Annotated in this window: 22 protein-coding genes and 1 pseudogene; 19 read left to right on the top strand and 4 right to left on the bottom strand. The window is 33.8% G+C overall.

What is annotated here, in order from left to right; translation table 11 throughout:
- Window positions 1-7 precede the first annotated feature (7 nt).
- From sufD to sufB, 4 genes are read left to right on the top strand one after another with little or no spacing between them, the layout of a single operon-like run.
- Window positions 8-1,300: a Fe-S cluster assembly protein SufD gene (sufD, locus tag LK443_RS09135; RefSeq protein WP_227931590.1), complete on the top strand. Its 1,293-nt coding sequence runs from the start codon at window positions 8-10 to the stop codon at window positions 1,298-1,300.
- On the top strand, window positions 1,287-2,522 hold the full coding sequence (locus LK443_RS09130) for a cysteine desulfurase (RefSeq protein WP_322563559.1): 1,236 nt from the start codon (window positions 1,287-1,289) through the stop codon (window positions 2,520-2,522). The genes sufD and LK443_RS09130 overlap by 14 nt, the downstream gene beginning before the upstream one ends.
- Entirely contained in the window at window positions 2,509-2,958 is a 450-nt protein-coding gene (gene sufU / locus LK443_RS09125; protein WP_227931589.1) for a Fe-S cluster assembly sulfur transfer protein SufU, read from the top strand. Before LK443_RS09130 ends, sufU begins: the two co-directional genes overlap by 14 nt.
- Before the next feature lie 2 nt (window positions 2,959-2,960).
- On the top strand, window positions 2,961-4,355 hold the full coding sequence (sufB, locus tag LK443_RS09120; protein ID WP_227931588.1) for a Fe-S cluster assembly protein SufB: 1,395 nt from the start codon (window positions 2,961-2,963) through the stop codon (window positions 4,353-4,355).
- Between the two features lie 233 nt (window positions 4,356-4,588).
- Here the strand turns inward: sufB and LK443_RS09115 are convergent, their stop codons facing one another.
- Window positions 4,589-5,677 (bottom strand): endonuclease/exonuclease/phosphatase family protein, encoded by a 1,089-nt coding sequence (locus LK443_RS09115; RefSeq protein ID WP_227931587.1) that lies wholly within the window; start codon window positions 5,675-5,677, stop codon window positions 4,589-4,591.
- Window positions 5,678-5,827: 150 nt separating this feature from the next.
- On the opposite strand from LK443_RS09115, the gene LK443_RS09110 reads away from it, so the two are divergent.
- Window positions 5,828-6,301 (top strand): S-ribosylhomocysteine lyase, encoded by a 474-nt coding sequence (locus tag LK443_RS09110; protein ID WP_227931586.1) that lies wholly within the window; start codon window positions 5,828-5,830, stop codon window positions 6,299-6,301.
- Window positions 6,302-6,529: 228 nt separating this feature from the next.
- Here the strand turns inward: LK443_RS09110 and yidC are convergent, their stop codons facing one another.
- Window positions 6,530-7,474 (bottom strand): membrane protein insertase YidC, encoded by a 945-nt coding sequence (yidC, locus tag LK443_RS09105; RefSeq protein ID WP_227931585.1) that lies wholly within the window; start codon window positions 7,472-7,474, stop codon window positions 6,530-6,532.
- A gap of 109 nt (window positions 7,475-7,583) precedes the next feature.
- Window positions 7,584-7,862: an acylphosphatase gene (locus tag LK443_RS09100; RefSeq protein WP_227931584.1), complete on the bottom strand. Its 279-nt coding sequence runs from the start codon at window positions 7,860-7,862 to the stop codon at window positions 7,584-7,586.
- 107 nt (window positions 7,863-7,969) lie between these two features.
- On the opposite strand from LK443_RS09100, the gene LK443_RS09095 reads away from it, so the two are divergent.
- The 14 genes and pseudogenes from LK443_RS09095 to LK443_RS09030 form a co-directional block, all read left to right on the top strand.
- Window positions 7,970-8,269: a DUF1033 family protein gene (locus LK443_RS09095; protein WP_227931583.1), complete on the top strand. Its 300-nt coding sequence runs from the start codon at window positions 7,970-7,972 to the stop codon at window positions 8,267-8,269.
- Window positions 8,270-8,330: 61 nt separating this feature from the next.
- On the top strand, window positions 8,331-10,631 hold the full coding sequence (locus tag LK443_RS09090) for a DNA translocase FtsK (protein ID WP_227932493.1): 2,301 nt from the start codon (window positions 8,331-8,333) through the stop codon (window positions 10,629-10,631).
- Window positions 10,632-10,795: 164 nt separating this feature from the next.
- On the top strand, window positions 10,796-11,530 hold the full coding sequence (liaF, locus tag LK443_RS09085) for a cell wall-active antibiotics response protein LiaF (protein WP_227931582.1): 735 nt from the start codon (window positions 10,796-10,798) through the stop codon (window positions 11,528-11,530).
- Window positions 11,527-12,570 carry a sensor histidine kinase gene (locus LK443_RS09080; protein WP_227931581.1) on the top strand — a complete coding sequence of 348 codons (1,044 nt, stop codon included), beginning with the start codon at window positions 11,527-11,529 and terminating at the stop codon, window positions 12,568-12,570. Before liaF ends, LK443_RS09080 begins: the two co-directional genes overlap by 4 nt.
- 16 nt (window positions 12,571-12,586) lie before the next feature.
- Window positions 12,587-13,222, top strand: a complete 636-nt coding sequence (locus tag LK443_RS09075; protein ID WP_227931580.1) for a response regulator transcription factor — start codon at window positions 12,587-12,589, stop codon at window positions 13,220-13,222.
- A gap of 233 nt (window positions 13,223-13,455) precedes the next feature.
- A complete protein-coding gene (locus tag LK443_RS09070) occupies window positions 13,456-15,132 on the top strand; it encodes a putative polysaccharide biosynthesis protein (protein WP_227931579.1) in 1,677 nt (558 codons plus the stop codon).
- Between the two features lie 5 nt (window positions 15,133-15,137).
- A complete protein-coding gene (locus tag LK443_RS09065) occupies window positions 15,138-15,869 on the top strand; it encodes a pseudouridine synthase (RefSeq protein WP_227931578.1) in 732 nt (243 codons plus the stop codon).
- A gap of 115 nt (window positions 15,870-15,984) precedes the next feature.
- Window positions 15,985-17,394 (top strand): dipeptidase PepV, encoded by a 1,410-nt coding sequence (pepV, locus tag LK443_RS09060; RefSeq protein ID WP_227931577.1) that lies wholly within the window; start codon window positions 15,985-15,987, stop codon window positions 17,392-17,394.
- 157 nt (window positions 17,395-17,551) lie between these two features.
- The gene (locus LK443_RS09055; protein ID WP_227931576.1) at window positions 17,552-19,273 is read left to right on the top strand and encodes a septation ring formation regulator EzrA; all 1,722 of its coding nucleotides are present in this window, start codon (window positions 17,552-17,554) and stop codon (window positions 19,271-19,273) included.
- A gap of 60 nt (window positions 19,274-19,333) precedes the next feature.
- Window positions 19,334-19,720 (top strand): cell division protein ZapA, encoded by a 387-nt coding sequence (gene zapA, locus LK443_RS09050; protein WP_227931575.1) that lies wholly within the window; start codon window positions 19,334-19,336, stop codon window positions 19,718-19,720.
- 7 nt (window positions 19,721-19,727) lie between these two features.
- Window positions 19,728-20,264, top strand: a complete 537-nt coding sequence (locus tag LK443_RS09045) for a CvpA family protein (protein WP_227931574.1) — start codon at window positions 19,728-19,730, stop codon at window positions 20,262-20,264.
- A gap of 99 nt (window positions 20,265-20,363) precedes the next feature.
- Complete coding sequence (locus LK443_RS09040) at window positions 20,364-22,721, top strand: endonuclease MutS2 (protein WP_227931573.1); 2,358 nt, start codon at window positions 20,364-20,366, stop codon at window positions 22,719-22,721.
- Between the two features lie 248 nt (window positions 22,722-22,969).
- Complete coding sequence (gene trxA, locus LK443_RS09035; protein WP_227931572.1) at window positions 22,970-23,281, top strand: thioredoxin; 312 nt, start codon at window positions 22,970-22,972, stop codon at window positions 23,279-23,281.
- Window positions 23,282-23,641: 360 nt separating this feature from the next.
- Window positions 23,642-23,746: pseudogene (locus tag LK443_RS09030) on the top strand (IS200/IS605 family transposase); the annotation flags it as partial.
- Between the two features lie 368 nt (window positions 23,747-24,114).
- Here the strand turns inward: LK443_RS09030 and LK443_RS09025 are convergent.
- Window positions 24,115-24,585, bottom strand: coding sequence for a helix-turn-helix domain-containing protein (locus LK443_RS09025; RefSeq protein ID WP_227931571.1), 471 nt, complete (start codon window positions 24,583-24,585; stop codon window positions 24,115-24,117).
- Window positions 24,586-24,705: the final 120 nt, after the last annotated feature.

Here is a 24,705-nt window from a genome sequence, read left to right as displayed (position 1 = left end):
AAAGAGAATGGCAGAGAAATTAACCGTAACACCAGAACAACTGACTTCATTCTCGCTTCTAAAGAATGAACCAGATTGGTTTTTAGACATTCGTTTAAAAGCATTGGAATTAGCGAAACAATTACCATTACCATTTATTGAACGTGTAAAATTCCATCGTTGGAATTTATTCCAAAGTGAAATTGGAGAAGCAAACTCAATTATCACAGAATTAGAAAAAGACATTCCAAGTGCAGTAGGAAGTGCAAAAATTGTTCAATTAGGAGCTGTTTCTTACTGGGAAGAGATGAATGTTGAAACAGCTATGCAAGATGTATTAGTAATGGATTTATTTGAAGCATTGCAACAATATCCAGAATTAGTGAAATCATACTATATGACAAAAGCTGTACCAGTAGATGAAGATAGCTTAACGGCGTATCATGCAGCAATGGTCAATTCAGGAATTTTCATTTATGTTCCTAAAAATGTTGTTTTAGAAGACATTGTTGAATCTCATTTTGTACAAAATAATACAGTAGACGAAGCGTTTGTTAAACACGTCTTAATTGTAGCAGAAGAAAATAGTTCACTATCTTATGTGGAACGTTTTGAAAGTATTGGAGACAGTAAAAATACAGCGAATATCATTGTAGAAGTAATTGCAAAAGAGGGAGCAAAAGTTCATTTTGCAGCGGTTGATACATTAGGTCAACCAACAGATGCCTACATTAATCGTCGTGGTTATTTAGAAAAAGATGCGACTATTGAATGGGCATTAGGGATTATGAATGACGGAAATGTAATCGCAGACTTTGATAGTGAATTACGTGGAGTAGGTTCTACTGCAAAAGTAAATGTTGTTGCTATTTCAACTGGTAAACAAGTACAAGGAATCGATACAAGAGTGACAAACTATGCAAACCACTCAGTGGGACATATTTTACAACATGGGGTTATTCTTGATAAATCAACGTTAACATTTAACGGAATTGGCCATATTATTAAAGGAGCAAAATTCGCAGATGCACAACAAGAGAGCCGTGTATTAATGCTTTCTGAAGGCGGACGTGGAGATGCAAACCCCATTTTATTAATTGATGAAAATGAAGTAACAGCAGGACATGCGGCAAGTGTGGGACAAGTGGATGATGAACAATTATTCTACTTAACAAGCCGTGGAATTAGCCAAGCAGAAGCGAAACGTTTAGTGATTCGTGGATTCTTAGGTTCTGTTATTAGTGCAATTCCAGCACAAAATACGCAAAAAGAATTAGTAGAAATGATTGATCAAAAGTTGGCGAAAAATGATGAACAGTAATCACATTCGAAAAGATTTTCCAATTTTAACAAGAACTGTTAATGATGAACCATTAGTGTATTTAGATAATGCTGCTACAACGCAAAAGCCTGAAAGTGTGATTCGTTGTATGGAAGAGTATTATCGTCATTATAATGCCAATATTCATCGTGGTGTGCATACACTAGCCCAACTAGCAACAGATTCCTATGAAGCGAGCCGTCAAAAAGTGCAAACCTTTATTCATGCTTCTTCGATAAAGGAAGTATTGTTTACAAGAGGAACAACGACTGGATTAAATTGGGTGGCGCAAGGTTTTGCTAAATATCGCCTGCATGAAGGAGATGAGATTTGGATTAGTAAAACGGAGCATCATTCTAATTTTGTTCCATGGCAACAATTAGCACTTCAAACAGGAGCTAGTTTAAACTTCCTTCCATTAACTGAGGAAGGGGAACTAGATTTACAAGCTACAAAAGAAGTTTTAACGCATCAAGCAAAAATTGTTTCAATTGCGCATGCTTCCAATGTATTAGGGACGATTCAACCGATTAAAGCATTAGCACAAATCGTTCATGAAGTTGGAGGAGTATTAGTTGTCGATGGAGCTCAAGCAGCACCTCATATGAAAATTGATGTGCAAGACTTGGATTGTGATTTTTATGCGTTTAGTGGTCATAAAATGTTAGCTCCAACAGGTATTGGTGTCTTATATGGGAAGCAAGCATTATTAGAAGAAATGAAACCCATTGAATTTGGCGGAGAAATGATTGACTTTGTTTATGACACAGAAAGTACATGGAATGAACTTCCATGGAAATTTGAAGCAGGGACACCCAATATTGCCGGTGGAATTGCATTAGGAGCAGCCATTGATTACTTAGAACAAATTGGAATGAATCAGATTCATGCTCATGAACAACAATTAGTAGCGTATGTTTATGACAAATTAACACAAATGGAAGGTGTGACTGTTCATGGTCCGACGGATGTTTTAAGAAGAAGTGGCGTGATTTCATTTACAATGGATGGCGTTCACTCTCACGATTTAGCGACAGCCTTAGATATGGAAGGCGTAGCGATTCGTGCAGGACATCATTGTGCACAACCTTTAATGAGAGATTTATGCGTTTCTTCGACTGCTCGTATTAGTTTTTATATTTATAATACAATGGAAGAAGCTGAATTTTTCATAGAAGCATTACAAAAAGTAAAGGAGTTTTTCTCAGATGGCTTTATCTAAATTAGATCAATTATATCGTCAAGTGATTTTAGATCATTCGAATTTTCCTCGTCATAAAGGAATTCAAACTGAAAAAACAGCTGAAGTTATCGAGTTGAATAATCCGACTTGTGGCGATGTATTACAGTTACAATTAGAATTATCAGACGATGGTCATATTACAAGTGCTCGATTTGATGGACAAGGTTGTTCGATTAGTATGGCGAGTGCCAGTATGATGTGTGATATTTTAGAAGGAAAAACTTTACCCGAAGCTTTGGAATTAGCAGAAGATTTCTCAAAATTAGTGCAAGGACAAAGTGTGAATGAAGATCGATTAGAAGATGCTGCCTTACTAAGTGGAGTTGCTAAATTCCCAGCACGTATCAAATGTGCAACATTAGCATGGAAAGCATTAGAAAAAGCAGTTGAACAGAAAAACAAGAAAGGAATATAAAAATGAGTGGAGTTCCAGAATTAGAAGATTACAAGTATGGCTTTCATGAAGAGGTAACGCCCGTATTTGATAGTGGAGTTGGATTAAGCGAAGAAGTCGTTCGTACAATTTCAAAAATGAAAAAGGAACCAGAATGGATGCTTGAATTTCGACTAAAATCTTTAAAAGCATTTGAAAAAATGCCAATGCAAACATGGGGAGCAGATTTATCAGATATTGATTTTGATGCGATTACCTATTTCAAACGTGCGAGTGATAAACCAGCTCGTTCTTGGGATGATGTTCCTGAGAAAATCAAAGATACATTTGAAAAAATTGGGATTCCAGAAGCAGAACGTGCTTATTTAGCAGGGGCATCTGCACAGTTCGAGTCAGAAGTTGTGTATCACAATATGAAAGAAGAATTCGATAAACTAGGAATTGTCTTCACGGATACAGACTCAGCATTAAAAGAATATCCAGAATTATTCGAAAAATATTTTGCAAAATTAGTACCACCAACAGACAATAAATTAGCAGCATTAAACTCAGCAGTATGGTCAGGAGGAACGTTTATTTACGTACCAAAAGGTGTAAAATGTGATGTTCCACTTCAAACCTATTTCCGTATTAATGACCAAAATATGGGTCAATTTGAACGTACATTAATTATTGTAGATGAAGGCGCAAGTGTACATTATGTTGAAGGTTGTACAGCACCAACTTATTCATCTAACAGCTTACATGCTGCAATTGTAGAAATCTTCGTAGAAGAAGGTGGATATTGCCGTTATACAACGATTCAAAACTGGTCTGACAATGTTTATAATCTTGTAACTAAACGTGCTCGTGCAGCAGCTCATGGAACAGTTGAATGGATTGATGGAAACTTAGGAGCAAAAACAACAATGAAATATCCTTCTGTATTTTTAGAAGGACCTTATGCAAAAGGGACAATGTTATCCATTGCCTTTGCAGGAGAAGGACAACATCAAGATACAGGAGCAAAAATGATTCATAATGCACCTCATACATCAAGTTCGATTGTTTCAAAATCAATCGCAAAAGATGGTGGTATCGTAAACTATCGTGGACAAGTAACATTCAGTAAGAAATCTGATTATTCAATTTCTCATATCGAATGTGACACGATTATTATGGATGATTTATCGAAATCAGATACGATTCCATTTAACGAAATTCATAATGATAAAGTCGCTTTAGAACATGAAGCGAAAGTATCAAAAATTTCTGAAGAACAATTATTCTACTTAATGAGTAGAGGAATTAGTGAATCTGAAGCAACAGAGATGATTGTAATGGGATTCGTTGAACCATTTACAAAAGAACTTCCAATGGAATATGCAGTTGAATTAAACCGATTGATTTCTTATGAGATGGAGGGCTCGGTTGGTTAATCGATAAAAAGAAAAAAACTTTCCTTACGTAGCAAGGTCGCCAGCAGCCAGCAAATGCTGTCTCATGGCTAAAATTTGAGCCTAGGTCTCAAATTTTCCCTGTATAATGTACTTTTGCTACGAAGAAAAGTTTTTTCTTTTTATCATGAAGTAATCTTCTTTCAATTAAAAACTTGCCAATTTTTAGTCTTCATGTGAAAAGTACCAGATAAAGTACCAGAGAATCACTACTTCTATTTCAATGTAAAACTCATTGAAACTGGGTTGTGGTCGGAATGTTGGAACTCCAAGTCATGTGCTTGGACATGATTGAATTGTATATTGTCTGAAATAATGAATCCATCGACTAATGTTACAAAAGTTCTTCCTTTTTGGTACCCTTCATCTAATGCACGAGCAGATGGGATTTTTTGTTCTGCTAATCCTTGAGTGGCTAATGTAAAATGCTTCGAAAGATTATCTACTGGGAATGGATGAGTCCAAGTTTGTGGTTCATCGGATGTTTGGAAGACTTCAGGACTTTTTCCAAGTAAAATATCATGATTAAAGTCTCCACCGACAATGACATAGTTTCCTTTTTCATATTCACTTTCCATATAGCTGAATAGTTTTTCTAATTGGCTTTTTCCAATTGTTGGATCTTTTGTATAAGCTGATAAGTGAATATTGATTAAAGCTAATTGTTTCTGATTGGAAACGGGTAAGTAACTAACGGTGAAAGCTCGGTCTAAATCGAAAAATTTATTGAAATTCGTTTCAACGGGTAAACTATATCGTTGGCTAGATTGAATTGTGTATTTCGACATCGTTAAGAGTCCAGAAGTTGCCTTTCCAATAGGATCTAATATTGGATAAAATAAATAAGGTGAATCATAGTTTTGTCCAAATACCCAATTTTGTTTTTCAAAAGCCTGAGTTATAAATTTCACTTCATCAACATGTTGGGAACGATCTCCATCCGTGTCTATTTCTTGGAATAGAGCAATATCTGGTTGAATCATCTGAATAGCATTTTTGATTCCTTGCATATTATCTAATACGGTTTGTCGATTATAAGCTCTTGAATATTTCCCTCCATCCATAAAAAAGCTATAGTCTTGAGGATAAGCTCCATATCCGATATTAAAAGAGGATATGGTGTAATCCTTTCCAGTGTTGAGAGATTGATCGGTATGGCTTGTAACGGATAAAGTCAGATTATCTTCTAAACGATAGTAAGCCGTATAACCATAAATAAAATATCCAATAATCAGACTGATAAGAATGATAAGAGGACTAAAAAAATAAAATAGTTTTCGTTTGAAAGATGTTTTTCTTTTCATAATCATTTCCTTTTGCTATTAATAAATTTCTTTATCAATTATACCATGATACTTCTAAACTACATAAAAGGATGAATTGTATTTCATTGACAGTGCTTTCTATTTTGGTGTATAGTGGCTCTGTTATAAAGATTACTAGGAGGTTTTGTTATGGCAGAAGTAGAAAGCTTTACATTAGATCATAATAAAGTGATTGCACCTTATGTGCGTAAAATTACAGAAGAAGTTGGAGAAAAAGGAGATTGTATTACGAATTTCGATATCCGATTTTTACAACCAAATAAGCAAGAAATGCCAACAGGTGTGATTCATACATTTGAACATTTATTAGCGGACTTATTAAGAGATAGAGTTGACGGAATTATTGATGTTTCTCCATTTGGATGCCGTACTGGCTTCCATTTAATTACATGGGGAACACCAAGTGCAGAAACAATTGCCGTTGCATTAAAAGCAACACTAGAACAAATTGTTAATGAAATTCGTTTTGAAGATATTCAAGGAATTTCAGCTATTCAATGTGGAAACTACAAAGATCATTCATTGTTCGGCGCAAAAGAATACGCAAAACAAGTATTAGAACAAGGAATCAGCATCGACCCATTCGAAAGAAAAGTAATTTAGTAGACGGAACAATTGTCGTGAAGGAAAGAAGGAAAACTTCCAACTTCACGTTTTTTAATAGTTAGAGGTTAGAAAACTATTTTTTCTTTCACTTTTTTTGTATGCTTATTAAAGATGAATAAAATAAAAAGGTCTTTTCTTTAATAGCATTAGGACGCGAAGAGACAGCATAGCTGGTTACTGGCGTCCTAATGCTATTAAGTAAGAAAAGACCTTTTTGTGATTGTGTTATTTTCTATTTTGTTTTCCGCTGTTTTTTCCTGTTGATGTGCGGTTCCTTTGTGCAAATGTTTGTTGAGCTGGTGCAGTAGTGGCATGATTAGCACTCTTAGCAACGTTTGAAGTCTCTGGAAGAATGACTTTATTGCCTTGAGCTTCTAATTCCGAATCGATTTCAGCTTTTACTTTTGGACGAATGAATTGGTTTTGAATCCAAGTTTGTAAGATTGCAGTTAATCCAGAAGTGAAGAAGTAAATCCCAATCCCTGCAGCCGTACCAACCGTGAACATTAACATCATCACTGGCATCATATATAGTGTAGCTTTAGCTTGAGCTTTTTGCGTTTCATCCATATATAATTGGCTGATATAACCTTGAATTAAATAAATCACAGCAGTAGCAATCGCAATTGGTAAATACGTGCTTCCTAATGAAACTCCCATAAAAGTACTATTTGAAATTTCTGGAGAGTATAAAATCGCATTATATAGAGCACTATAGACTGGCATTGTGACTAATACTGGAAGACATCCAGAAGCAAGCCCACCTGTTAATGACACATTATTTAAACGATAAATTTCCATTGTATATTGTTGAACTTCCATACGTTGTTCAGGTGTTGGGTCATCCCCATAACGTTCGTTCATTTTATCAATATATGGTTTTACTAATGCCATTTTTTCTTGGTTCATTAACATTGTTTTCATTTGTTTAAACATAGTTGGCATTAAAATAATACGAACTACAATTGAAACAATCATAATAGAAATGACATAGTTTCCACCGATTGCTGAAGCAATCCAGTTTAAAATAGTTTGAGTCGGTACCGCTAAATAATCATACACAACCCCATATGGTTGATTAGTGGCTTTGTCGATTTGTACACATCCGGATAGGAATAGCACAAGTAAGCTTGATAGAGCTGCTAATTGAACTTTTTTTGTTAATTTCATGAATCACATTCCTTTATTTTTTTCTGTCAAACACAATCATTTTACTTTATATTGAATAGAATAGCAATGAAAATTAGACGTATGTAGCTTTCTCTCTTTCATTTTTTCCTTAATAATAGATTGAGAATCCTTTATAAATCGGTTCATTTTCGATAATTTCTAAAGTTGATGTATGGATTTTTGCATACGGGGATGGAGGAGAAGTTTTTACTCGATCTACAAAAGCATAGGCTCTCTCGGGTGTATCCTGGACAATTATTTCGACGGAAGCATCGATTTTATTTTTTATCATTCCGTTCATCTGTAATTGGTCTGCTAATCGTTTTGTATAAAAACGAAAGCCAACTCCTTGAACAAGTCCCCAAACTCTTAGACGTAATGTAATCATTTGAATTCCTCCTTTTAATCATACTAACAAAAATATATGAATTTTCAATGGATGAAGATAACAAGTTTTGAAAAAGTTTGGTATACTGTTAGTAAGAGGTGATTTGTATGTATTGTGTTATCCAAACAAAAGGAGTCGATGAACCTTGGTGGATGATGGACGACTGGAAAGAGATGATTGCTTTAGAAGAATTTTGTTCCAGTATAGAAGAAGCAAAAAAACGTTATCAAGAATTAGTAGAAACATATACAGTGCAATATCAAAAGAAACGTGAGAAGCAGTTTTCTTGTGCATTTTGGAATGAAAATGAATGTGAATATTGTGAGTCCTGTGAAGATTGTTTGCAACTCTATTATGGAGTCCTCATTTTAACACCAGAAGGAAAACTATATTCAGAAGGAGAGTAAAGTGGCTAAGCAAGAACAAAAAAGAAAACGAAAATCTACGAAAAAGAATACGGATTCTGCAATGTCGATTGAAATTGTAATGGCAATTTTGATTCTAATTCAATTTTTAGCCATTTTTAAATTAGGATTTTTAGGAAGATTTTTTGCCAATAGTATTCGTTTTTTTGTAGGAGATTTATTGATATATGCGGGGATTGTTGGAATACTCGCTTCAATAGGAGTTTTATTCCGCGGGAGAATACATTCCATTCCGAAAAAATGGATTTGGGTCGTTACGTGTCTGTTGATTGCGATTTTTCTTTGGGTAGAAGTGGCTGTATTTAGTAATCATGTTCAAGAAGGCGGTCAGTTATTTAAAGAAATTATAGCTCGTTATGCGATTGATTTTAAAGCAAATGCTATCGAACAGAATTTGGGTTCCGGAATGATTGGGGCATTGTTTTATACGGTGACGTATTTCTTAGTTTCTCAATGGGGAACTTATTTGACCATTGGCATCCTTTTTTTAATGGCTATTTTTGTAGCATTTGAGATTCATTTAAAAGATGTTTTTGAAGTGTTAAGAAATTGGACTGCTCAAATTCAACATCAACTGGAAGAAAAAAAAGTAGAAAAAGAATCTCGTGTACGGGAAGCTGAAGTAGAAGTTGTTGAAACAAAACCAAAAGAAAAGAAAGCTTCTTTAATCGACAAGATGAAACATTTTGTTTTTGATGAAGAGGAAGAAGAGTGGGAGTTTGAAGAAATTTCTCCTGAAGTAACATCACCATCTGTTATAAAACCAGTTGTAGAAGAAGAATTTGTTCAACCGAAAAGAGAAGAGCCAACTTCTTTCAGTCCTTTTATCGAACCAACACAAGAAGAGGAAGATACAGAAGACTTAGAAGACTTTGCCATTAATGGTGGAACGGATGATTCCGATTACCAATTACCACCATTAACGTTATTAAATCCAATTCCATCTTCTGATCAATCCGATGAGAAGATGATTGTTGAGAAAAATCTCAAAATTTTAGAACGAACATTTGAAAGTTTTGGAGTAGAGGCAAAAGTGATGCCAAATCCATTAGTAGGGCCTGCTGTAACGAAATTTGAAATTAAGCCTGCTATTGGAGTGAAGGTTAGTAAAATTGTGAATTTAAGTGATGATATTGCTTTAGCTCTTGCTGCAAAAGATATTCGTATTGAAGCGCCAATTCCTGGAAAACCTTATGTAGGAATTGAAGTTCCAAATAGTAAAACAAGTTTTGTGGCCTTCAGTGATGTCATTCAAGCAGCTCTTCAATCACCAAAACCATTGGATGTCCCATTGGGAAGAGATATTTCTGGAAATGTTCGATTATGTGATATTTCTAAAATGCCTCACTTATTAATTGCTGGTTCAACTGGTAGCGGGAAGTCAGTGTGTATTAATGGGATTATTACAAGTATTTTGATGAAGACAAAACCTCATGAAGTTAAATTAATGATGATTGACCCGAAAATGGTAGAGTTAAATGGCTATAATGGGATTCCTCATTTATTAACGCCTGTTGTGACAAATCCAAGAAAAGCAGCGCAAGCTTTGAAAAAAGTTGTGACTGAAATGGAAAAACGTTATGAAATGTTTGCCGCAATGGGGATGAAAAATATCGATGGTTATAATGCGCATGTAGCTTCTTATAATGCTGAAACTGGAGAAGAGAATCCATTACTCCCATATATTGTAGTAATTGTGGATGAGTTAGCTGACTTAATGATGGTTGCAAGTAATGAAGTCGAAGATGCGATTATTCGTTTAGCACAAATGGCTCGTGCAGCGGGGATTCATATGATTTTAGCAACGCAACGTCCATCAGTTGATGTTATTACGGGAATTATTAAAGCAAATGTGCCTTCAAGAATTGCCTTTGCAGTATCTAGTGGTACAGATTCACGTACGATTATTGATTCAAGTGGTGCTGAAAAATTACTTGGTAGAGGGGATATGTTATACATTCCAATGGGTGAGAATAAGCCGATTCGTGTACAAGGAGCTTATTTAACCGATGAAGAAGTAGAAAGAATTGTTGAGTTTGTAAAAACACAACAAGAAGTGGAATATGATGAGACAATGATGCTACCCGAAACATCAGAAGGAAGTTCGGATGATCCTGAAGATGATTTATTTTATGAAGTATTAGAAATGATTCGAGAATTAGAAACGATTAGTACATCTTATATTCAACGTCGATTTAAAATTGGATTCAATCGTGCCGCTCGTTTAATTGAAGAATTAGAAGCAAGAGGTTACGTAGGGCCTTCAGAAGGAAGTAAGCCAAGAAAAGTAAACTTGGATGCTTTTAGTCATGACAATGAACCGCAAGACCCACCAATTGGATAATCAGTAAATGCTAGGATAAGTGTTGCCAAAATGTTAGAATAATACCTAACGATAAAGCTTCACTAACCTAGCATTTTTTGAAATCAGTCTTTAGATGGATAGTCAGAGAAGAAGGAATATGGTACTTTTACAGTGTGAAAGTTTTCTAAGAAAGAAGGATAAAAATGAAAAATAATCGATTCATCTTCATTCTATTTATTATAGTAGTTGGGATGTTTTTAACAGGATTTCAGTTATTTACCAATGCCCATTTATTCTATTTATTTGTGTTAGGAATTATTTTTGTAGGAATTGCTGTTCAATTAAAAAATCGTTTTATTCGTACGAATGGACTTTTCTTTGGAATATTAATGATTCTTTTAGCGGTATTTTCTACATGGGGAATTTGGCTAGCAGGAAGTATTTTAATCGTTTATGTTCTATCCTATGGAAGAAAATTAATTAAAAAATATTTTTCAGATGGCAGTGAATGGATTTGGAAGAAAAAAAGATATGTTTCTGTTAAGTTAGAAGAACCATCTGAACGATTTGATACGCAAAGACAGGAATGGATTGGAGTCCAAAAAATTGGAAAAGATACATTTGAATGGGATGATATTAATATTAGCCAATTGATGGGAGATACGATTATCGATTTAGGAAATACCGTTCTTCCTAATGAACAAAATACGATTATGATTCGAAAAGGAATTGGTCGAATTCGTGTCATTGTTCCAATTGGAATTGGTGTAAAACTTTGTCATAATGCGTTTATTGGCGAGGTAAAATTTGATGACCAACAGATAGAATTGAAAAATGAGACGATTACCATGTATTCAGAACGTTTTGAATCGAGTAATAAGAAAATTACGATTATCTCATCAGTCCTTGTAGGAGAAATCGAGGTGATTGAAGCATGAAGAAGTGGTTTTTACGAATCTGTTTTGTCGTGTTTTTATTTGTCTCCAGTATTTTTCTAATTGGAGTTAATGTCCTACATTCATTATTTGATATTGAATTATTAGAAAAATTATCTTCGAATCAATTAATCGTATTATTTTTAGTAGTGACGATAATCGTCTTTATTATAACTTTTATGGCAGCAAGTATTGTATTTTTCATACAAAGATTAACGGATTCTGTTATTTATAATCAACTAGAAGCTATTAGAAATCAGCAATTTTCAAATGTTAAAAAGTCGGTGGATGAAATTTGGTATCATCTTTTATTAATGATACGATTGGATACATTTTTCCAAGAAACTGCTAGAATTGTAGAGATGCAAGAGCAATTTGTTCAAAAGCTTCAACAAATTTCTTCTAGACCGGAATATATCGGAGAAGAAACGAAGGAAGAAATTATTGAATTAGAAAGACATCGTATTGCTCGAGAGTTGTATGATTCAGTGAGCCAACAATTGTTTGCAGCGATGATGATGTTATCAGCTATGAATGAGCAAAAAGAACAATTATCTCCAGCAATCCAGCAACAATTAGCATTAGTAGAGAAAGTTATTAATGATTCTCAATCAGAAATGAGAGCTTTATTATTACACTTACGTCCAATTTCACTTGAAAATAAAACATTAGTTCAAGGGATTGAGAGTTTATTAAGAGAATTAACTACAAAAGTGCAATTATCGCTTCATTGGGAACTGGATGAAGTGACACTTCCAAGTACATTTGAAGATCATCTTTTTAGAATTGTACAAGAATTGGTATCGAATACATTACGACATGCAAAAGCTAAACAATTAGAAGTCTTTTTAAAACAAATGGATGATTATATTATTTTGAAACTAGTTGATGATGGAATTGGTTTTGATACAAGTGTTTCCAAATCTGGAAGCTATGGTTTGAAAAATATTGAAGAACGTGTTGCAGGAATGGGAGGACAATGCAAAATTATTAGTATTGTCAATCAAGGAACCATTATAGAAATAAAAATTCCTCAAAAGTAGGAGAAGGAGTAGTTGAATGATTAAAGTTTTATTAGTAGATGACCATGAGATGGTTCGATTAGGGGTATCAGCTTATTTATCGGTTCAAGAAGATATTGAAGTGATTGCTCAAGCGGAAAATGGAAAAATTGGTGTTGAAAAAGCGTTGGAATTAAAACCGGATATTATTTTAATGGACTTAGTCATGCCTGTTATGGATGGAATTGAAGCAACAAAAGAAATTTTATCGAAGTGGAAAGAAGCTAAAATTATTATTGTGACAAGTTTTATTGATGATGAAAAAGTTTATCCAGCTATTAGTGCTGGGGCAAAAAGTTATTTATTAAAAACTTCGTCTGCTTCTGAAATTGCACAAGCGATTCGGGATACTTATCGTGGAGAAGGGGTATTCGAAAAAGAAGTGAGTGAGAAGTTAGAGCATCGTCATCAAGTGGAAGAAGAGTTTCGTTTGTTTGAGGAATTAACGATTCGTGAAAAAGAAGTGCTTTTATTGATTGCACAAGGAAAATCGAACCAGGAAATTGCGGATGAGTGTTTTATTACGTTAAAAACGGTGAAGACGCATGTTTCGAATATTTTATCGAAGTTGCAAGTTGAAGATCGTACACAAGCAACGATTTATGCATTTAAGCATCATTTGGTCCAGCCTTAATTTAAAATGACTTTTCTATAGTGATAATGGACGTCAGCAGCCCTACGGTCTCATGCCTAAACTACTATGAAAAGTCTTTGTGGTTTTCCATGTATACATTACAGAATGTCAAAGAGAAGGGGTGACTGTTTTAGTAGAAAAAATCTAAAACAGTCATTTTATTTTTTATTTTACAATGCTTGAAAAATATTGTACGCTTAGGGGAGAAAAAGTTTTCATGAAAGTAGGATATTATGATACGGAACAGTAAAAAATCAATTGGATTAAGTGATAAAATCCGTATGCAAAGAGATTCAAAAGAAATACTATTAGAAGGTTCTTCCTGGCTAACAATAGGTAGTATGGTTTCCAGATTATTAGGAGCATTATACATCATTCCATGGGGAGCAATGTTTGCTACTCAACGAGATGATGCCAACTTTTTATATTTCATTGCATACAATATTTATGCATTAGTATTACAAATTTCAACGGCTGGAATTCCAGTAGCCATTTCAAAAATTGTGGCGGATAATCAATCAAGAAAAGATTACGAGACAAGTTGGAATATTTTCAAAGGCGGAATGTTATTTATGACCGCAACAGGGATTGTCAGTGCAATTGTCATGTTTGTAACAGCTCCTTATTTTGCAAAAGGTGGTTCCGCTCAAGAAATTCAAGATAGTATCATGGTCATTCGTTCGCTTGTTCCAGCAGTGGTAATTATTCCACCATTAAGTTTATTAAGAGGGTATTATCAAGGGTATAGTGATATGGCACCTTCTGCTAAATCTCAATTATGGGAACAAATTGTGCGTATTATTTATATGTTACTCTTAACGTTCATCGTTATGAAGTTATTCGGTGGTAGTTATGCAGTTGCAGTAGCGCATTCAACGTTTGCTGCATTTGTGGGGGCAGTTGTCGCATTTATCTATTTAGGGTATAAAATGTGGAAAGATATTCCTGGCATGAAGCAATTAATGAGTGAAGGGCGTCCTGCTCGTAATATGAGTTTTGGTCGTATTGTATTTGAAGTGATTCGTGAAGCATTACCATTTGTCATTGTGACTTCAAGCATACAGTTAATTAGTATTTTAGATCAAGAAACTTTCCAACCACTAGCGATGACATTTACTCATTTGAATTTTGAACAAAGTAAAGAATTATTAACGATTTTTGGATTTAATGCCAATAAAATTATTATGATTATTTTATCTCTTGCCATTAGTATTTCAACAGCGGCATTACCATTATTAGCTTCTCATTATTCCGTGAAAAATCATGTAGAAGTGAAAAATGTGATCGAGGAAAATATTGGTTTATATTCCTTTATTATGATTCCAGCTTCTGTTGGGATGGCAGTTGTAGCAGAGCCAATTTACAATGTGTTTTATTCTCCAAGTAAAGATGGAACGTATTTATTAATGATTTCCTGTGTATTATGTATTTTTATGGGAGCTTTTACAGTCTTTACTTCGATTCAACAATCCATGCAGCAACATATGGTTGCGATTAAAGCTTTAGTGATTGCTTTAGTAGTAAAAATGTTATGGCAACCGATGATGATTTATTTCTTTGAAGGTGCAGGGCCATTATGGGCGACAAGTCTTGGGTTTATTTTAGCAACTATTTATATGGGGTATCATTTATATTATCAGACCTTATTTAATCTTAAAAAAGTCGCTATTCAATTAGCTAAAGTAGTGGGAATTTCATTGGTTATGATGATTGTCAGTTCCTTAACTTTGGTAGGATTAAAACAAATCATTAACATTGATGGAAAATTAATGGCGATGATTTCTGTTGTGATTGTTGGTTTTGTTGGAGCGATTGCTTATGCAGTGATGAGCTTGTATACAAGATTAGCAGACGAATTATTAGGGCAAAGAATGGTTGCGATTCGTAGAAAACTAAAAATGAAGGAGTAAGTTCAGTGAGACTAGATAAGTTTTTATCAGATTCTGGAGTAGCAACACGTTCCCAAGTAAAAGTAATTTTAAAACAAAAGCGAGTTCGAAAAAATCAAGAAATTGTAACGAATGGTAAGGTACAAATTGATGAGAAACTAGATGAAATCTATTTAGATGATGAACGAGTGTATTATGAGAAATATTTGTACTATGTGATGAATAAGCCAAAAGGGGTTATATCAGCAACAGAGGATACGAAACATGCAACCGTGTTGGACTTAATTGGTGAATTAGCACAGAAACGTGGAGTTTTTCCGGTAGGACGACTCGATATTGATACGCATGGATTTCTATTATTAACGAATAATGGATCTTTGAGTCATGCGATGTTATCCCCTAAAAAACATGTTGAAAAAACCTATGTTGCTAAAATCGAGGGGGTCATGACAGGTGAAGATCAAGTATCTTTTGAAAAGGGAATTACATTGGATGATGGTTATGAATGTATGCCGGCTCATTTAGAGATTCTTTCCGTGGATGATAGTCATCCAATGTCACTGGTCCAAATTAAGATAAAAGAAGGTAAATTTCATCAAGTGAAACGTATGGTGAAAGCATGCGGTAAAACGGTAGTAGATTTACAACGAATCAGTATGGGGCCATTACACTTAGATGAATCCTTAAAACTTGGAGATTTTCGTCGTTTAAATGATTCAGAATTAGAAGCCTTAAAAATGTTTAATGTAGAATTATAATCAATAGAGGAGTGAGAAATGAATGTTTCTTATTCCTTTTTTAGTTATCTCTTCTAGCAAAATATATGGAAAAATGATAAGATAAACCTAATGAATTTCGTAAAGGAGCGATAATATGACAATTGATTGGAAAAAAGAAGTTGAAAGTCGTAAAGAAGACTTATTAAAAGATTTATTTGACTTATTACGTATTGATAGTGTACGTGATGATTCAAAAGCAAGTGAGGATGAACCGGTAGGTCCTGGTCCTAAAAAAGCTTTAGAAGCCTTTTTAGCCATTGGGGAACGTGATGGATTTACAACAAAAATGGTTGGAAATTTAGCAGGTCATATTGAATTTGCTCCAAATCCTGATTATAAAGAAACATTAGGTGTTTTAGGACATGTAGACGTTGTTCCTGTTGGAACAGGTTGGGAAACAGATCCTTTTGAACCACAAATTATCAATGACCGTATTTATGCTCGTGGTTCAAGTGATGATAAAGGGCCAAGTATGGCAGCTTATTATGCATTAAAAATCATAAAAGAATTAGGCTTACCAGTTTCAAAACGTGTTCGTTTCATTATTGGTACAGATGAAGAATCTGGTTGGAAATGTATGGATCGTTACTTCCAAACAGAAGAAATGCCAGATTTTGGTTTTTCACCAGATGCTGAATTCCCAATTATTAACGGAGAAAAAGGAATTTTATCGCTACATTTTGAGTTAGCTGCAGGAGAAAGTAGTGGACAATTCCAATTGAAAAACTTCCATTCTGGCTTAAGAGAAAATATGGTACCTCAAGATGCTCATGCAGAAGTAGTCGTTCCAAATTCTTCAGAGTTTGTAGCAGCGTTTGACGCTTATATTGCTGAAAATCCAGTAGAAGGAACAGCTAAAGTTCAAGAAGAGGTAGTGGTATTAGATGTAGTTGGTAAATCGGCTCATGGTTCAACACCTCATGCAGGAATTAATGCAGCAACTTATTTAGCAGTATTCTTAAATCAATATGATTTTGCAGGGCAAGCGAAAAATTTCTTATCATTTGCTGCAGATGTCCTTCACTTAGATACAGATGGTGCAAAATTAAATGTAGCATTTGAAGATTCAGTAATGGGACCATTAACTGCCAATGCAGGTATTTTAACATTCACTCCTGAAGTAGGAGGAAAATTAGTAGTTAACTTCCGTTACCCACGTGGGATTGATGCACAAACATTACAAGCAAAAGCAGATGAAGTATCTTCTAATTATGGATTAACGGTTTCTGCTGGTAAATCTCAAGTGCCTCACTATGTTTCACCAGAAGATCCATTGGTAGCAACATTATTAGAGGTATATGCAAAACAAACAGGACTTCCAGCGCATGAACAATCCATCGGTGGAGGAACTTATGGACGTATTTTTGAACGTGGAGTAGCGTATGGAGCTTTATTCCCAGATTCAATTGATACAATGCACCAAGCAAATGAATTCTTTGCATTAGATGATTTATTCCGTTCAACAGCAATTTATGCTGAAGCAATTTATGAATTAATCAAATAAGAAATTAAAGAAACTTTCTAAAGGACTAAATATTCGCTATAAATTGCGGATTTTGGTTCTTTTTTTCGAAAAAATTTTTGCTATAGAGTATACAAACGTGATATACTAATCCTGTATGTAAATGAATATGTAGATAAATAAATTTGGAGGAAGAGATATGGGATTTTTATATTTCTTACTTATAATCGTGGTGTTAGGGGCCATTGGTTATGGAGTAGCACATTACTTAAGTCAAAAACAAAGTAAAGTTATCGAAGAATTAGGAGTAAAAAAACAAAAATTAATGACCGTTCCAATTGCAGATATTTTATTTACGTTAAAAAGTCTGAATTTAACAGGTCAAACAAAACGTACGTATGAAACTTGGCAAGCAACTTGGCAAACAATCACTCGTTTCCGTTTCCCAGAAATTGAAGCTTCATTAGTGAGTGCAGAACAATATACACAACGTTTAAATTTTGTAAAAGGCGCTCAAATTTCTAATCAGGCTAGTCAATTAATTGAGGAAACAAAAGCAGAAGTCGATAAAATTTACACAGCATTACAAAAATTATTAGATAGCGACAAGAAAAACCGTGAAGAATTAGAAGTGTTACAAGAACGTTATGCAAGTATGCGTAAAGATTTATTAGCTCATAGTTTTTCATTTGGTGAAGCGTTAGAGTCATTAGAAAAACGGTTATCTTATTTAGAATTAGATTTTACAAAATTTAATACTTTAACAAATGAATGTGACCACTTAGAAGCTAAAGAAGTATTAGGCCGAATCGAAACTGAAATGCAAGATTTTGAACAAATTGTAGAAGAAGTGCCTAAATACTTAAAAGAAATCGAAGAAGAATATGAAGATCAAGTAGCCGACTTAAAAGAAGGCTATCAAAAAATGGTGGAAGAACATTATCAGTTCCCTAAAATTTCTATTCCAACTGAAATTCAAAAAATTGAAGAAATTATTGCTGTTGCAAGAGAACATATTAAGGCAACTGAATTAGGAGAAGCTCGTCAACAATTGGATAAAGTAGCACGAGAAATTGATCAATTATATTTAGTAATGGAAACTGAATATGAAGCAAAAGTATTCGTGAAGAGAAATCGTGCTCAAGTAGAAAGAAAATTAAATCAAGTATTACAAAGTAACCGTTATGTAAATGTTGAAGTAGATCGTGTATCTCAAAACTTTGTATTAGCGAATAATGAATTTAATCGTGTACAAGATTTTGCAAAACAATTAGAAAAAGAACAAGAGGCTGTTGCATACTATAGTAAAGCATTACAAAATCAACAAGTTCCTTATTCTATTGTGAAAGAACATTATGAAATTGTATTAAATACATTGAAAGAAATTGATGAAAATCAATTAGCATTAGTGAATACATTGACAGATTTAAGTCAACAAGAAAAGAGCATTCGTGATGGTTTAGATGTATTTGAATTAGATTTACGTAATATGAAACGTACAATTGAAAAATATCATTTACCAGGATTACCAAAAGAATATTTAGAATTATTCTTTGCAACAAGTTCTCGTATTGAACAATTATCTCAATTAATGAATCGTGTAAAATTAGATATGATTGAAATTACAGGATTAAATCAAACAATTGAAGATGATGTTGAAAAATTAGATATTATGACTGAAGAAATAGTGGATAATGCTCAATTAACAGAATATATGATTCAACAAGCGAATCGTTACCGTTTAGAACATCCTGAAATGGATATAGCTATTCAACAAGCTTTAGAACAATTCAATCATTTCTATCGCTATGCTGAATCATTAGAGATTATTGAAAAAGCATTGAATCAAGTGGATCCTGGTTCTGCACAACGTGTACGTGATAATTATCAATCAGAAAAAAATAATAATTTATTCTTCTAAAACAAAAAAGAAGCCTCACGGCTTCTTTTTTTGTCTGAAAAATGGTAAACTTAACATAATATGGTAACGAATGAAAGGATGAAAGTTGTGTCTCAAAAGAAACAGCGTTATCGTGCAAATATTGCTGGAAAGACGTATACCATTTTAGGTACAAAATCTCATCAGCATATGCATAGCGTTATTAAATTATTAAATGAACAGTGGAATGAACTCAGTGAAGTTGCTAAAGAATGTTCTAATGAAGAAAAAGCCATTTTACTAGCGATTAATGCAGTGAGTGTACAATTAGAAAAACAAGAACAATTAATGAGGTTAGAAGAAGAAAATCAACAATTGAAGAAAAATGTTCCCCATCAAAGAGGAAGTAAACGTCAAAGTATTGCTCTAGAACGTAAGGAAGAATTTGAAAAACAATTTGCAGAACAAGAAGATTTATGGAGAAAGTAGGTGCTCGATGGTAACAATTGGCATTTTATTATTTTTATTATTAGGAATTTATACAGGTGCTAGAAGAGGATTAGCTTTACAATTAATTCATTTTGTTGGTTATATTATTTCTACTTTTATTGCTATATTGGGTTATCGTGCATTTTCTAAAATGATAGAAATGTATGTCCCTTTCCCATCTTATATTCCTGGAACGCATTTAGCGATTTTTTCTGAAGGTCAAGCATTAGGAATGGACCAATCATTTTATTACTTATTTTCATTTATTATCATTATGGTTGTGAACTGGGCAATCGTTCGTTTGATTACAACTGTGATTAAAGAAATGAAGAAATTACCAATTTTAAAGCAATTTAATACATTAGGAGGAGCGATTTTAGGATTTGTTTTCCACTATGTAGCCATTTTCTTTGTATTATATTTAGTAGCGATGATTCCTACAGATTCAGTACAAAAGATTTTTGAAGGACATACTCTAGCAAATTGGATTGTGACTAATACTCCATTATTCTCAGGAATTGTTAAAATGTGGTTATTTTCATAATCTATGATTAGAAATCCATTCAATGAAAAATAGTAGAATCTATAAGAGTGGAAAATAATTTTATTTTTCACTTTTTTTCTGTCTAAAGGAGGAGAAAGCATGAATCAAAAAATTGAAGATATTTTAGAATTTCATAAAATTCGTCATGCAGTAAGAGAATTTGCCAATACTCAAAAAGCAAAAACAATGATACTTCAATTACCAATTGAAACGAATGCTCAAAAAATTCGAAATAAAATTGAAGAAACAAGAGATGCAGTGACGCTGTTACGATTAAAACAAGGAATCCCTATTCCTAAATTGGCCGATATTAGTGTATCTATTAAACGATTAGAAGTAGAAGCAGGATTAAATGGAAGAGAATTAAGCGAAATTTTAAAAGTATTACAAACAACAAATCAAGTGGCTACATTCTTTGAAAAAGTGAAGGAAGAAGAGATTACATTAGATCGATTGCCACAATTAGTAGAAAAATTAGAATGTTTACCAGAAATTTCCAAACAATTACAGTTATCTATCCGTGAAGATGGGTATGTATTAGATGATGCCTCCATCACATTAAAAGGAATTCGACAAGGAATTTCCAGAACCGAACAAGAAATTAAAGGACAATTGAATACATATGTCACTGGAAAATATGCAAAATATTTAACAGACTCTTTAATTACAATTCGTAATGATCGATATGTTGTTCCTGTTAAAGCAGAATACAAATCAACTTTTGGAGGAATTGTTCATGACCAAAGTGCAACAGGGCAAACATTATTTATGGAACCACAAGCGATTGTAAACTTAAATAATAAATTACGAGATTATCAATTACAAGAGAAGAAAGAAGTCGAGCGTATTTTACTGGAATTATCAGAAAAATTAATGCCTCACACACCTTCACTAACACAAAATCACTATGTATTATCTCGTTTAGATATTGCAAATGCAAAAGCACTCTATGCCAAACAAATTAAAGCAAATGAGCCGATTATTGATGAAGAGAACCATATTGCCATTTGGCAAGCAAGACATCCGCTTATTTCACCAAAATCAGTAGTCGCTAATGATATTATTTTAGGGCAAGAATATCAATCCATTGTCATTACTGGACCGAATACGGGTGGTAAAACCATTCTTTTAAAAACGATTGGGATTATCCAATTAATGGCACAAATGGGATTATATATTCCAGCACTACCGGATAGTCGTGTAGGCGTCTTTACGAAAATTTTTGCAGATATTGGAGATGAACAATCGATTGAACAAAACTTGAGTACATTTTCATCCCATATGTCAAATATCGTTTCAATTTTACATAAAATTGATGAGAAAAGTTTAGTATTAATGGACGAAATTGGTTCAGGAACTGACCCGCAAGAAGGAGCTTCACTAGCCATTGCTATTTTAGATTATATTGGAACAAAACAAAGTTATGTGATTGCAACAACTCACTATCCTGAATTGAAAGTCTATGGATATAATCGAGTAGGAACGATTAATGCAAGTATGGAGTTTGATAGTGATACACTTCAACCAACGTATCGATTTCTATTAGGAGTTCCAGGACGAAGTAATGCCTTTGATATTTCGGCAAGACTAGGACTTCCAAAAGTTGTGATTGAACAAGCACGACAATTTATTTCTGTTGAAAGTCAAGAATTGAATGAAATGATTTCTGATCTAGAAAGAAAACGTCGCATTGTGGACCAAGAAAAATCTGTGATTCAACAGCAATTAAAAGAAAGTTCGCAATTATTAGAAGCATTAAAACTTGAAACAGAAAACTTCAAAGAAAATAAAGCTCGACTCATTGAACAAGCAAAAGAAAAAGCCAATGAATTAGTATCTCAAAGTCAAGAAGATGCAGAAAAAATTTTGTCAGATATTCGTGCAATGCAATTGAAGAGTAAGGAAACAGTTGTAAAAGAACACGAATTAATTGAGAAGAAAACAGCTTTAACAGATTTGAAACACGAACAAGCGTTAAAGAAAAATAAAGTACTAAAACGAGAAAAAGCTAAGAAATCATTGCGTCCTGGACAAAGTGTGGAAGTTACAAGTTTTGGACAAAGAGGAACATTAGTTGAAAAAATTTCCGAGCAAGAATGGGTTGTTCAAATGGGCATTATTAAGATGAAATTGCCTGTTGAAGATTTGATTAGTATTGAGGAAGAACCAAGTAAGCCAACTCAAGTTATTGTGAAGAGTCATCGTTCGAGTCATGTTTCAACGGAATTGGATTTACGTGGGAAACGTTATGAAGAAGCTATTAAGGATTTAGAATTATTCTTAGATGCAGCTTTATTAGCTGGATATCCTCGTGTGACGATTATTCATGGTCGTGGAACGGGTGCGATTCAACAAGGAGTTCATAAGACTCTAAAGAAACATCGTAGTGTGGCATCTTATGAATTTGCTCCAATGAATATGGGCGGAAACGGGGCTACTGTAGTTTTATTCAAATAGTTTAGAATTAGACTTTTCTGATGTAGCAAAGGACGCCAGCAGCCTCGTAAAAGCGAGTCTCATGGCTAAAAATTGAGCCTAAGGTCTCAATTTTCCCTAGTACTAGTATCCAAAAGATAGAAGCGGCCCTGCAAAAATGTTAGTTTCATTCTTCTTACTACTGTGGAATTTTTTCGTGAGCAGAATGTTTTGTAAATGGAATAAGGCTTGATATACTATGTTTACAAGTGAGAGAAAGGGTGATTTTAATGGTACAATCATTAAATGATAGCAATTTTGTAGAAAAAACAAATGAAGGAGTTGTGTTAGTAGACTTTTGGGCACCTTGGTGTGGACCATGTCGTATGCAAGCTCCAGTTATCGATGTATTAGACGAAGAATTGGGAGATAAAGTAACTTTTGCAAAAGTAGATGTTGATGAAAGTCCTAATACTGCTCGTCAATTTGGAGTAATGAGTATTCCAACTTTAATTGTTAAGAAAGATGGAGAAGTCGTAAATAAAGTTATTGGCTACCATTCTAAAGAACAATTAGAAGAATTGTTAGAACAATATTTATAGGAAATAGACTTTTCTAAAAGTAGCAAAGGACGCAAGTAGACAGTTTTTGCTGTTTACTTGCTAAAAGTCTTTTTCTTTTAGGTTGATAGATAAATTCTGTTGATGAATCAAATTGATTCTCGACAGGATTTTTTTCGTATGATAAAATTCAAAAAGAGAAAATTTCCTTTGTCTGCAACGTCGCCAGTAGCCACCTTTGGTGTTTCATGGCTAAAATTCGAGCCTAGGTCTCGAATTTTATTTTAGTGACTTTCAGTCCGTCACGCTCCGTAGGTGCGCGTCAAAGGTTATACCAAAAAAATTCCAATCTCGATACAATAAAGGTGTTCAAGCCTATCATATAGCGAGAGGAGAAAAAATATGGCTGAAAAAGCTAATAGTTTATCACATACAAAATGGATGTGTAAATACCACATTGTTTTTACACATCAGTATAGACGGAAAGTTATCTATAATCAATATAGGAAAGTTTAGGAGAAATATTTCGTCTAAGAAACACAAACATTTGTGACACGAACCAGTGTCAATACAACTTGTGGGACAATTGGCTTAGCCACAAAACAGTTTAACGCCTGGATTTGTCAAGGGCTTTAGAGCGAAGCGTCCCTTGACAAAGGAAGAAGGCGTTGAACTATAATACATTAAGCCGATTGTAACAAGTGCTGCTGTACTATTTGATTGGGAGATTTAAATTTTAATACACATCTAGCTACATGATTACCTCTACTAATATATCTTGTATGTGCTTTAACTAAACTATCTAAACTCTTAAATACTCGATTATAAAATCTTCTTCCATCTTCTCTATGACTACGTTCTACTTTTCCGTTTTGTCATGGTGAGTATGGTCTAGTTTTTATATGTTTGATGCCTTTTTCTTCTAATTTTTGTTCGAAAATCGTTTTTTTAGTTGTCACTTCTGGGTCATAGGATACGTTCTTTTTTTCTTTCTTTTCAGTTAATTGAAGTTTTTTAATCATTTTTTTCATAGCTCCATATGAACGTGTGTACCTTCTTCTTTGACATTGTACATAAACCTCTGCTAATCCATCTCTGTTATAACGTTTGTACATTTTACGTATCAGTTCTAATTCTTCTTTTTTATGTTCATTCGGATGATGTAAAGGTCTTCGACTCTTTGGAAGCAATGATTGTGCAGTGCCATCATATCGACTTCTCCATCGAGCAATTTGTTGTCTAGTTGTATGGTATTTTCTTGCTGCTTTAGCGTTATTATCATGTTTTATGGCATATTCTACTGCACGCTGTCTTAATTTGATTTCTTCTGTTATAATAGATTTCATAAGAGAACCTCTTTCCTGATTTTTTCCCAACTTCAGTAGAACATTGGTTCTCTTTTTTTGTACTCTTTTTGTCACAAATGTATTTTACCTTAATAAGATACTAGAACCTCAGATATTTGC

The sequence above is a fragment of the Granulicatella elegans genome (assembly GCF_020735385.1).
Classification (GTDB): Bacteria; Bacillota; Bacilli; order Lactobacillales; family Aerococcaceae; genus Granulicatella; species Granulicatella elegans_B.
Note: the sequence above shows the minus strand (reverse complement) of the source record. Positions and strands in the feature narration are given on the sequence as shown.